This window comes from Streptomyces sp. NBC_00859, from assembly GCF_045161865.1.
GTDB lineage: Bacteria > Actinomycetota > Actinomycetes > Streptomycetales > Streptomycetaceae > Streptomyces.
Genome location: NZ_CP108826.1, coordinates 6,332,785 through 6,346,599 on the forward strand (window position 1 = coordinate 6,332,785; position 13,815 = coordinate 6,346,599).

General features: G+C 70.9%; 15 protein-coding genes. 8 read left to right on the forward strand and 7 right to left on the reverse strand.

Annotated elements, in window-relative coordinates; translation table 11 throughout:
• Nucleotides 1-21: 21 nt before the first annotated feature.
• From OG584_RS27795 to OG584_RS27805, 3 genes are all read right to left on the reverse strand, one after another.
• Nucleotides 22-810 (reverse strand): SURF1 family protein, encoded by a 789-nt coding sequence (locus OG584_RS27795; RefSeq protein WP_405781866.1) that lies wholly within the window; start codon nt 808-810, stop codon nt 22-24.
• Between the two features lie 71 nt (nt 811-881).
• Entirely contained in the window at nt 882-1,115 is a 234-nt protein-coding gene (locus tag OG584_RS27800) for a hypothetical protein (protein WP_356833628.1), read from the reverse strand.
• A 64-nt stretch (nt 1,116-1,179) separates the two neighbouring features.
• Nucleotides 1,180-2,163, reverse strand: a complete 984-nt coding sequence (locus OG584_RS27805) for a DEDDh family exonuclease (RefSeq protein WP_405781867.1) — start codon at nt 2,161-2,163, stop codon at nt 1,180-1,182.
• 202 nt (nt 2,164-2,365) lie between these two features.
• On the opposite strand from OG584_RS27805, the gene OG584_RS27810 reads away from it, so the two are divergent.
• The 4 genes from OG584_RS27810 to OG584_RS27825 all read left to right on the forward strand — a co-directional run bounded on the left by OG584_RS27810 (nt 2,366) and on the right by OG584_RS27825 (nt 6,096).
• The gene (locus OG584_RS27810) at nt 2,366-3,076 is read left to right on the forward strand and encodes a VIT family protein (protein WP_405781869.1); all 711 of its coding nucleotides are present in this window, start codon (nt 2,366-2,368) and stop codon (nt 3,074-3,076) included.
• A gap of 195 nt (nt 3,077-3,271) precedes the next feature.
• Complete coding sequence (locus tag OG584_RS27815; protein WP_405781871.1) at nt 3,272-4,369, forward strand: sterol desaturase family protein; 1,098 nt, start codon at nt 3,272-3,274, stop codon at nt 4,367-4,369.
• Nucleotides 4,366-5,037, forward strand: a complete 672-nt coding sequence (locus OG584_RS27820) for a lysoplasmalogenase (RefSeq protein ID WP_405781872.1) — start codon at nt 4,366-4,368, stop codon at nt 5,035-5,037. Before OG584_RS27815 ends, OG584_RS27820 begins: the two co-directional genes overlap by 4 nt.
• Before the next feature lie 18 nt (nt 5,038-5,055).
• Nucleotides 5,056-6,096 (forward strand): zinc-dependent alcohol dehydrogenase family protein, encoded by a 1,041-nt coding sequence (locus OG584_RS27825; RefSeq protein ID WP_405781874.1) that lies wholly within the window; start codon nt 5,056-5,058, stop codon nt 6,094-6,096.
• A gap of 32 nt (nt 6,097-6,128) precedes the next feature.
• Here OG584_RS27825 and OG584_RS27830 read toward each other — a convergent pair whose 3' ends face one another.
• Complete coding sequence (locus OG584_RS27830; protein ID WP_405781876.1) at nt 6,129-7,655, reverse strand: S8 family peptidase; 1,527 nt, start codon at nt 7,653-7,655, stop codon at nt 6,129-6,131.
• Between the two features lie 214 nt (nt 7,656-7,869).
• On the opposite strand from OG584_RS27830, the gene OG584_RS27835 reads away from it, so the two are divergent.
• The 3 genes from OG584_RS27835 (at nt 7,870) to moaA (ending at nt 11,014) form a co-directional block, all read left to right on the forward strand.
• Nucleotides 7,870-8,235 (forward strand): DUF485 domain-containing protein, encoded by a 366-nt coding sequence (locus tag OG584_RS27835; RefSeq protein ID WP_405781877.1) that lies wholly within the window; start codon nt 7,870-7,872, stop codon nt 8,233-8,235.
• A complete protein-coding gene (locus tag OG584_RS27840; RefSeq protein WP_405781879.1) occupies nt 8,232-9,854 on the forward strand; it encodes a cation acetate symporter in 1,623 nt (540 codons plus the stop codon). Before OG584_RS27835 ends, OG584_RS27840 begins: the two co-directional genes overlap by 4 nt.
• Before the next feature lie 170 nt (nt 9,855-10,024).
• On the forward strand, nt 10,025-11,014 hold the full coding sequence (moaA, locus tag OG584_RS27845) for a GTP 3',8-cyclase MoaA (protein ID WP_405781881.1): 990 nt from the start codon (nt 10,025-10,027) through the stop codon (nt 11,012-11,014).
• A gap of 45 nt (nt 11,015-11,059) precedes the next feature.
• On the opposite strand, the gene OG584_RS27850 is transcribed toward moaA, so the two are convergent.
• On the reverse strand, nt 11,060-11,320 hold the full coding sequence (locus OG584_RS27850; RefSeq protein WP_405781882.1) for a hypothetical protein: 261 nt from the start codon (nt 11,318-11,320) through the stop codon (nt 11,060-11,062).
• 239 nt (nt 11,321-11,559) lie between these two features.
• A complete protein-coding gene (locus OG584_RS27855) occupies nt 11,560-11,934 on the reverse strand; it encodes a DUF3099 domain-containing protein (RefSeq protein WP_405781884.1) in 375 nt (124 codons plus the stop codon).
• 212 nt (nt 11,935-12,146) lie between these two features.
• On the opposite strand from OG584_RS27855, the gene OG584_RS27860 reads away from it, so the two are divergent.
• A complete protein-coding gene (locus OG584_RS27860) occupies nt 12,147-12,422 on the forward strand; it encodes a GlsB/YeaQ/YmgE family stress response membrane protein (protein ID WP_405781886.1) in 276 nt (91 codons plus the stop codon).
• An 81-nt stretch (nt 12,423-12,503) separates the two neighbouring features.
• Here the strand turns inward: OG584_RS27860 and tyrS are convergent, their stop codons facing one another.
• A complete protein-coding gene (gene tyrS, locus OG584_RS27865; protein WP_405781887.1) occupies nt 12,504-13,772 on the reverse strand; it encodes a tyrosine--tRNA ligase in 1,269 nt (422 codons plus the stop codon).
• Nucleotides 13,773-13,815 lie beyond the last annotated feature (43 nt).

Here is a 13,815-nt window from a genome sequence, read left to right on the forward strand (position 1 = left end):
TGTTCCCGGGAGGCGCCCGTGTTAAGCGGCGGCGGCCACCGGTTCGGGTGCGGTCTCCGTCTCGGCCGCGGCGCGGTCGCGCTTCTCACGGCGTACGAGGATCACGAATCCGATGGGGACTCCGGCGGTGAACAGCCACCACTGGACCGCGTACGCCATGTGCGGGCCGATGTCCGAGTGTTCGGGTGCCGGGATCAGCTGCGGTGTGCCGCCCTTGGGTACCGGCGCGGTCTGCTCGATGTAACCGCCGAGCACCGGCCTGCCGAGCGCCTTCGCCTGCTGGGCACTGTTGATCAGCATCACCTGGCGGGGAGGGAGCCCCCGGACGTCCTTGATCCCGCTGTCCCCGGTCGTCTGGTCGGCCATCAGCCGGCCGGTCACCGTCAGCCTGCCCCTGGGGGCGGCCGGGATCCTGGGCAGTGTCGTCTGGCTTCCGTTGTCCGGGATCCAGCCGCGGTTGATGAGTACGGTCCTGCCGCCGTCCAGGACGAAGGGCGTCAGCACGTGGTACCCGACGGTTCCGTCGGCCGATGTCCTGCGCCGCACGACGACCTCGTGCGCGGTGTCGTAACGGCCGGTCGCCGTCACCTGACGCCAGTACTGGTCGTACGGCACGGTGTGGCCGGGCGATGTGAGGTCGCCGACCGGCACGGGTCTCGACTTGAGGTTCTCGCCGATGAGCGCGTTCTGCGCGACCTTGTGCTCGTGACGGTGCAGCTGCCAGAAGCCCAGCTTGACCATCGTCGGCATCAGGACGACTGAGACAAGGGCGAGAATCACCCACTGCCGTGACAACAGGAAGCGGTACACGTCTTTGAAGGTACCTGGCCGGGGAGTCCCCCCGGACGGGGGGTCCCGCCGGGGGACATAGCCGGGCAGAGTCATACCTTGTCGACGATGCCCTCCTTCCCCTCCGCGCGAGCGCAGTGCCCGCCGCAGTACCACTCACCGTCCACCTCCACGCCCTGCCCGATCACCCGGACACGGCAGTGCTCGCAGATGGGCGCCATGCGGTGAATGGCGCAGGAGAAGCAGTCGAAGACATGCACCGCGCCCTGTGCGTGGACTTCGAAGGACATGCCGTAGTCGTTTCCGCATACCTCGCAACGTGCCATGCGCCACAGGGTGGGACGCACAGGCGCCGGCGGGCGAGCGGGTGCCGGGCGAGTCGCCCGGCAATCACCCGTCTGCCGGGGTGCGGGCGATGTCGCGCAGGAGCTGTGTGAAGGCGGCCTCGTCGATGACCGGGGTGCCGAAGGTCCTCGCCTTGACCGTCTTGGAAGTGGCCGAGTCCGGGTCGTTGGTGACGAGCAGGCTGGTCAGCCGGGAGAGGCTCGTCGCCACATGCAGCCCGGCCTCCGTCGCCCGGTCCTCCAGCAGCTCGCGGTCGACCGACGTGTCGCCCGAGAACGCCACCCGCATCCCCTGTGCCAGCGGCTTCCCCGGCTCGTAGCGCCCCGGATTCGGGTAGGGGCAGGCCGGCCGCTTCCTGGCCGGGCGCCAGCTGCCCTGCCGGTACGAGGCCTGGTGTCCTACGCGTGGTGCGGCAGGGGCGTCGGACCACTCGGTGAGCGGCCGGCACTCTAGGAGCGGGAGCCGTACACCGCCCCTGGCCGCCGCGTGCAGACTCGGGCGGAACGCCTCGGCCAGCACCCGGGCGTCGTCCAGCGCGTGGTGGGCACGTTCCTGCACGACACCGAAGTGCGCGGCAAGCGACTCCAGCTTGTGGTTGGGCAGCGGCAGGGCGAGCTCCTTGGAGAGCGCGATGGTGCACAGCCGCTGGCGGACCGGGGCGGTGCACCGCGCACGGGCGTATTCCCTGGCGATCATCTGCCAGTCGAAGATCGCGTTGTGCGCCACCAGCACACGGCCGTCCAGCCGTTCGGCGAAGTCGGCCGCGATCTCCGGGAAGAGCGGGGCGCCCTCCAGTACGTCACTGGTCAGACCGTGGATCCAGACGGGCCCGGGATCCCGCTCCGGATTGACGAGCGTGTACCAGTGGTCCTCGACATCGCCCCGGGCGTCCAGCCGGTAGACGGCAGCGGAGATTATCCGGTCGTCGCGTGCGAGGCCGGTGGTCTCCACGTCGACGACCGCGTACCCCTGCGGGTAGGCGGCCGGCCACGGTGTCGCTGCTGTCTGGCGGTCGTCGAGCATGGTCACAGAGAATACGGGCCCCTGCCGACAACAAGGGAATCACGGTGCGGACCGGCTCGGCCGGCCCCGGCCGCCGCTGCCCGGGTGCGGGCCGTCCCCGTACGGTTTCCGTTGCCCCGCAGCCGATGTGAGGGGGTGTCGGGTCCGCACCGGCGCCCGCGGTGGTGGCCGGTGCGGTGGGCCCGGACCGGGATGAGAGTCTGGGCCGATGACTGACTCCTCCCACGACGAGCCCCACCACAAGGGTCTCGGAGCGCGCCTCAACTGGCTTCGGGCCGCCGTACTCGGCGCCAACGACGGTGTGGTGTCGACCGCGGGCATCGTCGTCGGTGTCGCCGGCGCCACCGGCTCGCGTACCGCGCTGCTCACCGCCGGTCTCTCCGGACTGCTCGCCGGGTCCATGTCGATGGCGGCGGGGGAGTATGTGTCCGTCTCCACCCAGCGCGACTCGGAGAAGGCCGCGCTCGCCCTGGAGAAGCGCGAGCTGCGTGAGACCCCGGCTGCCGAACTCGACGAGCTGACCCGGCTCCTGGAGGGGAAGGGCCTCTCGGCCGACCTCGCCCGGGAGGCCGCCGAGCAGCTCACCGAGCGCGACGCCCTGCGCGCGCACGCCGAGGTGGAGCTGGGCATCGACCCCGACGATCTCACCAGCCCCTGGCACGCGGCGGGCGCCAGTTTCGCCGCGTTCACGGCGGGTGCGCTCCTGCCCCTGCTGGCCATCGTGCTGCCGCCCGCCTCGGTCCGGCTCTACGTCACGGTCCTCTCGGTCCTGGCGGCGCTGGCGCTGGCGGGCTGGTGGAGCGCCCGGTCGGGCTCCGCCCCGGTGCGGCCCGCCGTGCTGCGGAACATGGCCGGGGGAGCGCTGGCCATGGGGGTGACGTACGCGGCCGGCGCACTGCTGGGCGCGGCGGGGGTCTGAGCCGCCAGGGGCGGGCACGGGCTGCGCGGGACGCCCTCCGCCCCATGGTGCGGACAAGGTATGCACCAAGTACTCAAGAGCCGCTCCGGCGGCGCCGATTGGTGGAACTCACCAAAAGACGCTGACAGAATGTCTCGCATACTTGTCGGTAACAACGTCTAGCCGGGGCCGATCCGGCGGCCTTACCGTGCTCACATGCCGAACCTGCCCGATGTCGTGCTGTGGTCCATACCGGCCTTCGTTCTGCTCACCGTCGTGGAGATGGCGAGCTACCGGTTCCATCCGGACGAGGACTCCGCGGGCTACGGGACCAGAGACGCCGTCACCAGCGTCGGTATGGGCCTGGGCAGCCTGGTCTTCGATTTCCTCTGGAAGATCCCGATCGTCGCGATCTACACGGCGGTGTACGAACTCACCCCGCTGCGCATCCCCGTCCTGTGGTGGACCGTCCCGCTGATGCTGCTCGGCCAGGACTTCTTCTACTACTGGTCCCACCGTGGCCACCACGTGGTCCGCGTCCTGTGGGCCTGCCATGTCGTGCACCACTCCAGCCGCAAGTTCAACCTCACCACCGCGCTGCGCCAGCCCTGGACGTCACTGACCGTCTGGCCGTTCTACGTCCCGCTGATCGCCCTCGGTGTGCATCCGGCCGCGCTCGCCTTCTGCTCGTCCGCCAACCTCGTCTACCAGTTCTGGGTGCACACCGAGCGGGTCGGCAAACTGCCCCGGCCCTTCGAGTACGTACTCAACACGCCCTCCCACCACCGGGTGCACCACGCATCGCAGGGCGGCTATCTGGACCGAAACTTCGGCGGCATCCTCATCGTCTGGGACCGGCTGTTCGGATCCTTCACACCGGAGACCCTGCGGCCGGTGTTCGGGCTGACCAAGAACATCGAGACCTACAACCCGCTGCGGGTCGCGACGCACGAGTACGTGGCGATTGCCCGCGACGTACGGGCCGCGACGAACTGGCGCGAGCGTGCGGGGCGGGTCTTCGGCGGGCCGGGCTGGCAGCCGGCGCCGGCGGCCGCGGCGGCCGCCGTCCCGGCGGAGCCCGCCACGGCGGCCGCCGTCCCGGCGGAGCCCGCCACGGCGGCCGCCGTCCCGGCGGAGCCCGCCACGGCGGCCGCCGTCCCGGCGGAGCCCGCCACGGCGGCCGCACTCACCGCCCCCGCTCTCACCGCCCCCGCTCTCACCGCCCCCGCTCTCACCGCCCCCGCACTCACCGCCCCCGCACTCACCGCCCCCGCCCCCGCCCTCGGCGAGACCCCGACCGAGCCCATCGCGTGACGCCGGAGCGGGAGAGGGCCGCGCGGCTGCTGCTGCTCGCCTACACGCTCGCGGCCCTCACCGACCTCTGCGCGCTCCTGGCACACGGACACACCGCCCAGGGCCTCCACGCGGCGGCCAAGCCCCTCCTGATGCCGCTGCTCGCAGCCCAGGTGTACGTCCGGGGCGCGCCCCGGCTGCTGATCGCCGCGCTGCTGTTCGGCTGGGGCGGCGACACCCTGCTCCTGATCGACGCGCAGCCCGCCTTTCTCGCCGGGATGGCGCTCTTCGCCGCCGGACACCTCTGTTATCTGGTGCTCTTCGGCCGCGGCCGGACGAGCCCGTACCTCGGGATGGGGTACGCGGTGGCGCTCGCCGCCACGGCCACCGTGCTGCTGCCCGCTCTCCCGGCGGGACTGCGGATCCCGGTGGCCGGGTACTCGCTGCTGCTCACCGCCATGGCGTACCGGGCGAGCGGTCCCGGGCTGCGGGCCGGGCTAGGCGGGGCGCTCTTCCTGGTCTCGGACACTCTGATCGCCACGGGGATCGCGGACCTTCCGCGGCCGCCGGCCGCCGACTTCTGGATCATGGCCACCTATGTGGCGGCTCAGTCCCTGCTGGCCGCCGGGGTGCTCGGTTTCCGGACCGGGCCGGCCTCCGCGTACCGTGAGGCTCGTACATCTGTCTGATCAGCAAGGATCCGCCCCATGCGCGCCACCGTCATCCACGCCCCTCACGACATACGGGTGGAAGAGGTGCCGGACCCCGAGGTCCAGCAGCCCACCGACGTCGTCGTCCGTGTCCTGCGCGCCTGCATCTGCGGCAGCGACCTCTGGGCCTACCGGGGCGTGGCCGCCCGTGTCCCCGGGCAGCGCATCGGCCACGAGTTCCTCGGCATCGTCGAGGAGGCCGGTTCCGACGTGCGCGGCTTCGCCGCCGGTGACCTCGTCGTCGCGCCCTTCGTCTGGTCCGACGGCACCTGCGAGTACTGCGCCGAGGGGCTGACCACCTCCTGCCCGCGGGGCGGCTTCTGGGGCTCGGTCGGCTCCGACGGCGGCCAGGGCGAAGCGGTCCGAGTGCCCTTCGCCGACGCCACCCTCGTCGGGCTCCCGGCCGCCGCCGCGTCCGACGACCGGCTGCTCACCGGGCTCCTCGCGCTCTCCGACGTCCTGGGCACCGGCCACCACGCCGCCGTCGGCGCGGGTGTGCGGCCCGGCAGCACGGTGGCCGTCGTCGGTGACGGAGCGGTCGGGCTCTGCGGCGTTCTGGCCGCCAAGCGGCTCGGCGCCGACCGCATCATCGCGCTCGGCCGCCACCAGGCCCGTACGGACATCGCCAGGACCTTCGGCGCCACGGACATCGTCGCGGTCCGCGGCGACGAAGCCGTCGCCGCGGTGCGCGAACTGACCGCGGGCCAGGGGGCGCACGCCGTGATCGAGGCCGTCGGCACCGAACAGTCGATGGCCACCGCCGTCGGCATCACCCGCGACGGCGGGGCCATCGGTTACGTCGGTGTCCCGCACGGCAGCGGCACCGGGCTCGACCTCAGCGACATGTTCAACCGCAACATCGCACTGCGCGGCGGTGTCGCCCCGGTGCGCACCTACATTCCCGAGCTGCTCCCCGACGTCCTCGACGGCACGATCGACCCGTCCCCCGTCTTCGACCGGACCGTCGGCCTCGACGAGGTGCCGGACGGCTACCGGGCGATGGACGAGCGCACCGCGCTCAAGGTGCTGGTGAAGTAACGCCGTGGTCCCGGTGCCCCGGCCCGCCGGGGCTACCGGGTGACCGCGTGCAGGGCGTCGGCCAGGCCCGCCCCGTAGAAACCGTTGTGGGCCCGGCCGCCCTCGCAGACCGCGTCGGGCCTGCCGTCGCCGTCAGCGTCGACGGGGTACGGCTTCGGGCAGGCGAGCCTGTCCGCCTCCGCGTACAGCAGTGCCTTGACCAGCGCGGGCGAGGCGTGCGGATGCCGGGACTCGATCAGGGCCACCACCCCGGCGACATGCGGGGACGCCATCGACGTACCGGCCATGTAGGCGTATCCGCCGCCCGGCACGGGGCCGAGGACCGCGCTGCTGGTGGCCGGGGCCTCGGGGGGCTGGTACGCGGCCGAGTCGCCGCCCGGAGCCGCGATGTCGACGACACCGAGACCGTAGTTGGAGTAGGAGGACTTCAGCGTCCTTGAGCCCGTCGCGGACACCGTGACGACACCCGGCAACTGGGCCGGGATGTCAGGGCACTTCGACGGGTCCACCGTGCGCGGGGCCGCCGTGCCGTCGTCCGGGCTCAGCGGGTCGGTGACCGAGTGCGATGCGAGGTCGTACCCCTCGTTGGCGGCCGCCGCTACGTTGACCGCGCCCTTGCGTTCCGCGTAACGCGAGGCGCGGGTGACCGAGTCGACCAGGGCCCTCTGGTCCGGGTCGTCCGTGCAGTTGAAGTACCACGGGTCGGTGAAATAGCTGTTGTTGGTCACCCCGGCACCGTGGTCGGCGGCCCAGATGAAGCCGCAGACGACGGCTTCCGTGTAGAAGAACCCCGCCGTGGTGCCCACCTTGATGCCCGCCACCCTCACACCGGGGGCGACACCGGTGATACCTGTGCCGTTCCGCGCGCCCGCGATCTCGCCCGCCACATGCGTGCCGTGCGGGCTGTCACCGGCGGCCGGCCGCCAGGCGCCGTCCTTCGTGTCGGGCCTGCCCGTCGTGCAGTCGGCCGAGGCCCGGCGGTCGAAGTTGGGGGCGATGTCCGGGTGGGTGTCGTCGACACCCGTGTCGATCACCGCCACCGTCACATCGCGGCTGCCGAGCGTCACCTTGTGCGCCTGGTCCGCCCTGATGGCCCTCATGTCCCACTGGAGCGGCTCCATCGGATCCTCACCCGGCGCGGCTTTCGCCGCCAGGGCCTTCTGCTGCTGCGCCGTGAGCTTCAGCGGGGTGCCCGAGTCCACCGGCGGCCGGGCGGGCAGCGGTTCGGTGCGGGTGGCGCCGGCCGAATCCACCCCGGGGGCCCGGCGGACCGTCCGCGCGAAGTCCGGGGCCGACGAGTGCGCGACGATCACCCCCACCTCGTCGTACGCGATGACCACGGTCCCGCCCGCCCGGGAGACGGCCCGCTCCGCCGAGGCGACAGCGCGGTGCCCGGTACCGGTGTTCACGACGTACGACATGCCGGGGCCGGAGGCGGGTGCCGGGCCTCCGGCGGGCTCCGCTGCTGCCGGGCCCGGCAGCAGACCGAGCGAGGCGACGAGTGCCAGTCCGGCCGGCAGCGCGAGTGCGCGCCACGGGCGTGATGCCAGACGATCCATGGGTTCTCCACATCATCCGAGACCAACCACCCTTGCTGCGGAGTGCAGTTGGGCGGTACGTGAAGCTATCGCCGGTCCTCGCGACCAGCAATCGGTACAGCGGGAACGGCCGGGCGTTGAACCACACCGCCGTGCGCTCCGTGCCCCTGTCGGAGGTCCTGGACCTCCGGCCCTTCCGCACCCAGCCACCGCACTCACGTCGCGAGGAGAAACCGTGGCCACCGATGCACCGCAACCCCCGGACGGAACGGGCGCAGGCCCCGGCCGGCCCACGACAGAGCTGTTCGCCGATGTGCAGCGGAGCGCGGAGTTCGGCGAACTGCGCCGCGCCCACCGCTCCTTCGCCTTCCCGCTGACCGTCGGCTTCATCGCCTGGTACCTGCTGTACGTCCTGCTGTCGAGCTACGCGGGCGGCTTCATGGGCACCACAGTCGTCGGCAACATCAACGTGGCCCTGGTCCTGGGGCTCGGACAGTTCCTCACCACCTTCCTGATCGCGTGGTTCTACTCGCGGCACGCCGCGACCCGGCTCGACCCGAAGGGCGCCGCGATCAAGTCCCGTATGGAGGAAGGCTCATGAACCCCGCAGTCCAGCTCGCCGCATCGGCCACCACTCAGCACCGGCCCCTGATCATCACGCTGTTCGCGGTCTTCGTCGTCGCCACGCTCGTCATCACGGTCTGGGCCGGCCGCCGGACCAGGAGCGCGGCGGACTTCTACGCGGGCGGCCGGCAGTTCTCCGCGTTCCAGAACGGGCTCGCGGTCTCCGGCGACTACATGTCGGCCGCGTCGTTCCTCGGCATCGCGGGAGCCATCGCCCTCTTCGGCTACGACGGCTTCCTCTACTCGATCGGCTTCCTGGTCGCCTGGCTGGTCGCCCTGCTGCTCGTCGCCGAGCCGCTGCGCAACTCCGGCCGCTACACGATGGGCGACGTCCTCGCGTACCGGATGCGCCAGCGCCCCGTCCGCACCGCGGCCGGGGCCTCCACCATCGTCGTCTCGATCTTCTATCTGCTGGCCCAGATGGCGGGCGCGGGCGTCCTGGTGTCGCTGCTGCTCGGCATCACCAGCGACGCGGGGAAGATCGCCATCGTCGCGCTGGTCGGGCTCCTGATGATCGTGTACGTCACGATCGGCGGGATGAAGGGCACCACCTGGGTGCAGATGGTCAAGGCCGTCCTGCTGATCGCCGGAACCGTCCTCATCACGTTCCTGATCCTGCTGAAGTTCCACTTCAACGTCTCCGACCTGCTGGGCTCGGCCGCGTCGAACAGCGGCAAGGGGAAGGCGTTCCTGGAGCCCGGTCTCAAGTACGGCGCCACGGGCACCTCCAAGCTGGACTTCATCTCGCTCGGCATCGCCCTGGTGCTCGGTACGGCGGGCCTGCCGCACATCCTGATCCGCTTCTACACAGTGCCGACGGCCAAAGCCGCCCGCAAGTCGGTGAACTGGGCGATCGGCATCATCGGCGCCTTCTACCTGATGACGATCGTGCTCGGATTCGGCGCCGCCGCCCTGCTCAAGCCGGCGGACATCATCGCGTCCAACCCGGCCGGCAACACGGCGGCCCCGCTCGCGGCCATGGAGATCGGCGGCGGCGCGGGCTCCACCGGCGGGTCGGTCCTGCTCGCGGTGATCTCCGCGGTCGCCTTCGCCACCATCCTCGCGGTGGTCGCCGGTCTGACCCTGGCCTCCTCCTCGTCGTTCGCGCACGACATCTACGCCAACGTCATCCGCAAGGGAAAGGCGACCGAGAAGGAGGAGATGCGCGCGGCCCGCTGGGCGACCGTGGTCATCGGCGCCGTCGCCATCGTGCTGGGCGCCTTCGCCCGCGATCTGAACGTCGCCGGCCTCGTCGCACTCGCCTTCGCGGTCGCCGCCTCCGCCAACCTGCCGACCCTGCTCTACAGCCTCTTCTGGAAGAGGTTCACCACCATGGGAGCCCTCTGGTCCATCTACGGGGGCCTCGTCTCCTCCGTGGTGCTCGTGCTCTTCTCGCCGGTCGTCTCGGGGAAGCCCACCTCGATGTTCAAGGGCGTCGACTTCGCCTGGTTCCCGCTGGAGAATCCGGGCCTCATCTCGATCCCCCTGGGATTCCTGCTCGGCTGGCTGGGCTCCCTGCTCTCCAAGGAGGAGCCCGACAAGGGCAAGTACGCCGAGCTGGAGGTCAGGTCCCTCACCGGGTTCGGGGCGCACTGACCGGGGGCCGCGCAGGTCGGACTAGGTGACGGCCGCGGGGGCCCCGTCGTAGGGATCTACGACGGGGCCCCCGCCTGCCTCGTGGTAATCGGACCTGTCGTTGTCACAGGTGTCGCGTACGCTCGGTGGCGTACACGTTCACGTTTCCGTCTTCGGGGAGGGGGCCCACCGTGCTCATCGACACCTTTGGCCGAGTGGCCACTGACCTGCGGGTATCACTCACAGACCGCTGCAACCTGCGCTGCACGTACTGCATGCCGGAAGAGGGCCTGCAGTGGCTCGCCAAGCCGGATCTGCTCACGGACGACGAAATCGTCCGGCTGATCCGCGTCGCCGTGACCGACCTGGGGATCACCCAGGTCCGCTTCACCGGGGGTGAGCCGCTGCTGCGCCCCGGACTCGTCGGCATCGTCGAGCGCGTCGCGGCCCTGGAGCCGCGGCCCCGGATGTCCCTCACCACCAATGGCATCGGCCTCAAGCGAACCGCTCGGGCCCTGGCCGCCGCGGGCCTCGACCGGGTCAACGTCTCGCTCGACACCCTGCGCCCGGACGTGTTCAAGACCCTGACCCGCAGGGACCGGCACCAAGATGTGCTGGACGGCCTGGAGGCCGCCCGCACCGAGGGACTCACCCCGGTGAAGGTCAACACTGTGCTGATGCCGGGGCTCAACGACGACGAGGCACCGGACCTGCTCGCCTGGGCCGTGGCGAACGACTACGAACTGCGCTTCATCGAACAGATGCCGCTCGACGCCCAGCACGGCTGGAAGCGCGACGGGATGATCACCGCGGGTGACATCCTCCAGTCGCTGCGTACCCGCTTCACCCTGACCGATGAGGGCACCGCAGAGCGCGGTTCGGCGCCCGCCGAGCGCTGGGTGGTCGACGGCGGACCTCACCGGGTCGGGGTCATCGGCTCGGTCACCCGCCCCTTCTGCGCCGCCTGCGACCGCACCCGGCTCACCGCGGACGGACAGGTGCGTACCTGCCTCTTCGCCCGCGAGGAGTCTGACCTGCGCGCCGCGCTCCGCTCCGGAGCGTCCGACGGGGAGATCGCCCGGCTCTGGAAGCTGGCGATGTGGGGGAAGAAGGCGGGATCCGGGCTGGACGACCCTTCGTTCCTCCAGCCCGACCGGCCCATGTCGGCGATCGGCGGCTGACGGGCTCCGGCCCGGCCGCTGACGGTCCGCCCCGTGCCCGATGGGCTACTGCGCACCACCGCTCGGGGTGTCCCGCTCCCACTCGGCCAGATCCACCACGTCCTTGAGGAAGCCGCGCACCCCGAGGAACTGGGACAGGTGTTCCCGGTGTTCCGCGCAGGCCAGCCAGGTCTTCCGGCGTTCCGGGGTGTGCAGCTTCGGGTTGTTCCACGCCAGTACCCAGAGTGCGTCGGCGCGGCAGCCCTTGGCCGAGCAGACCGGGGCGGGCGGGACCGGACCGGAACCGGTGGCGTCAGGGGAGTTCACACCTCAACCCTAGGCCAACGCATCGCCGTTACCGACCGGCGGCGGTCCTGGCAGGGCCGCGGAAAAGGGCGACGCCGAGCAGCCACGGGGGGAGCTGCCCGGCGTCGGTCCGTCGCTCCGACGGGGGATGCGGAGCGCCTGCAAAGTATGTCACGGGCCAATGGGCCTGCGGCACCGGAACTTCATGATTGATCTGAGCTTTTCTTGAGCTTTGACACCGGCGGAGATCCGGCGGGGTCTCAGCTCTGCCCGGCGGCCCGGTGCTCACGCTCCGTGGTGGCCGACCCGTCCGCCGATTCCGCCCCCGGTACCACGGACGACGGTTCGAGCACCGGCCGTACCGGCGCGGGGACGAACGTGGTGGGAAGACCCGGGGCGTTCTCCCGGCCGGCGTTCGCGATCACCACGGCCACGTACGGGAGGAAGGCACCGAGGATCAGAGTGCCGATCGCCACCGGCCGTGCCACGTTCCACAGGGCCGCGGTCAGGATGACCGCGACGGTCCGCACCGTCATCGAGATGATGTAGCGGCGCTGCCTGCCGCGGACGTCCTCGTCGAGACCCGTGCGGGCCTCCGTGATCCGGAAGACCTCACCACTGCTCTGCTTCCGCATTGCGCTCCACCACCCGATTCCTGCGCCGGACTCACCCCGGACCGGACGCCATCACGTTACGCCGATGCTCCGACGCCGATAAGACCGGGGCGCGCCCGTTCCGGACGTACCCGGGGGCGCACGGGCTCGTATGGAGCTGTCCGACATGCGCCGTATGGAGGATGGGCCGAAACTGAGGCCCACGTGTACACAGCAGCCGCATCGGAGGCGACATGAATTGGTTGTGGGCCATCATCGTGGGGCTGGTGCTCGGTCTGATCGCCAAGGCGATCATCCCGGGCAAGCAGCAGATCCCGCTGTGGCTGACCGTGATCTGCGGCATCCTGGGCAGCGTGCTGGGCAACTGGGCGGCGACCGGCCTGGGGGTCAACGACACGAACGGCATCGACTGGATCAGGCATCTGCTCCAGCTGATCGGCGCCGTGATCGTCGTCGGCGTCGGCGACAAGCTCTGGACCGGGATCCGGGGCAAGAGACACGCCACCTGACACCACGAACGCGTGAGGGGCGACCGGTACGAACCGGCCGTCCCTCACGCCTGCGCGGCGCGCGGCCACCCGGCCGGGCGGTTATCCGCCGGCGACCTCGACAGCCGCCAGGTTCTTCTTGCCGCGGCGCAGCACCAGCCACCGGCCGTGCAGCAGATCCTGGCGTGCGGGCACGGCGTCCTCTGCGGTGACCTTCACGTTGTTCACGTACGCCCCGCCCTCCTTGACGGCGCGGCGGGCCGCCGACCGGCTCGGCACCAGACCCGTCGCGGCGAGCAGTTCCACGACCGGGACGAGTTCGCCGACCTTGGTGTGCGGCAGCTCACAGAGCGCGGCGCTCAGCGTCGCCTCGTCGAGTTCCGTGAGCTCACCCTGGCCGAACAGAGCCCTGGACGCCGCGACGACCGCAGCGCACTGGTCCGCGCCGTGCACCAGCGTCGTCAGCTCCTCGGCCAGCGAACGCTGAGCGGCCCGCGCCTGCGGACGCTCCGCGGTGAGCTGCTCCAGCTCCTCCAGCTCCGCGCGGCTCTTGAAGCTGAGGATGCGGTTGTACGTGGAGACGTCGCGGTCGTCCACGTTCAGCCAGAACTGGTAGAACGCGTACGGCGTGGTCATCTCCGCGTCGAGCCAGACGGCTCCGCTCTCCGACTTGCCGAACTTGGTGCCGTCCGCCTTCACCATCAGCGGGGTGCCCAGTGCGTGCACGGACGCGTCGGGCTCCAGGCGGTGGATCAGATCGATGCCCGCCGTGAGGTTGCCCCACTGGTCGCTGCCGCCCTGCTGGAGGGTGCAGCCGTACCGCCGGTACAGCTCCAGGAAGTCCATTCCCTGGAGCAGCTGGTAGCTGAACTCCGTGTAGCTGATGCCCTGTTCGGACTCCAGGCGGCGGGCGACCGACTCCTTGGTGAGCATCTTGTTCACCCGGAAGTGCTTGCCGATGTCCCGCAGGAACTCGATCGCGGACATGCCCGCGGTCCAGTCCAGGTTGTTGACCATGACTGCCGCGTTCTCGCCCTCGAAGGAGAGGAACGGCTCGATCTGGGAGCGCAGCCGGCCCACCCAGTTGGCGATCGTCTCCGGATCGTTCAGGGTGCGCTCGGCCGTCGGCCGCGGATCGCCGATCTGGCCGGTGGCCCCGCCCACCAGCGCCAGCGGCCGGTGCCCGGCCTGCTGGAGCCTGCGAACGGTGAGGACCTGCACGAGGTGGCCCACGTGCAGGCTCGCCGCCGTCGGGTCGAAGCCGCAATAGAAGGTGACGGGACCGTCCGCGAGCGCCTTGCGCAATGCGTCCTCGTCAGTGGAGAGGGCGAAGAGCCCCCGCCACTTCAGCTCGTCGACGATGTCCGTCACGGGTCTCGCGTCTCCTTCGGTGTGGCTGGAAGTACGTCCCAGA

Coding starts and splice junctions, on each gene's coding strand:
- OG584_RS27855 (WP_405781884.1), bottom strand. CDS start 11,934: ATGCGGAAGCAGAGCAGTGGTGAGGTCTTCCGGATCACGGAGGCCCGC.
- OG584_RS27800 (WP_356833628.1), bottom strand. CDS start 1,115: ATGGCACGTTGCGAGGTATGCGGAAACGACTACGGCATGTCCTTCGAA.
- OG584_RS27815 (WP_405781871.1), top strand. CDS start 3,272: ATGCCGAACCTGCCCGATGTCGTGCTGTGGTCCATACCGGCCTTCGTT.
- OG584_RS27825 (WP_405781874.1), top strand. CDS start 5,056: ATGCGCGCCACCGTCATCCACGCCCCTCACGACATACGGGTGGAAGAG.
- OG584_RS27830 (WP_405781876.1), bottom strand. CDS start 7,655: ATGGATCGTCTGGCATCACGCCCGTGGCGCGCACTCGCGCTGCCGGCC.
- OG584_RS27860 (WP_405781886.1), top strand. CDS start 12,147: ATGAATTGGTTGTGGGCCATCATCGTGGGGCTGGTGCTCGGTCTGATC.
- OG584_RS27810 (WP_405781869.1), top strand. CDS start 2,366: ATGACTGACTCCTCCCACGACGAGCCCCACCACAAGGGTCTCGGAGCG.
- OG584_RS27840 (WP_405781879.1), top strand. CDS start 8,232: ATGAACCCCGCAGTCCAGCTCGCCGCATCGGCCACCACTCAGCACCGG.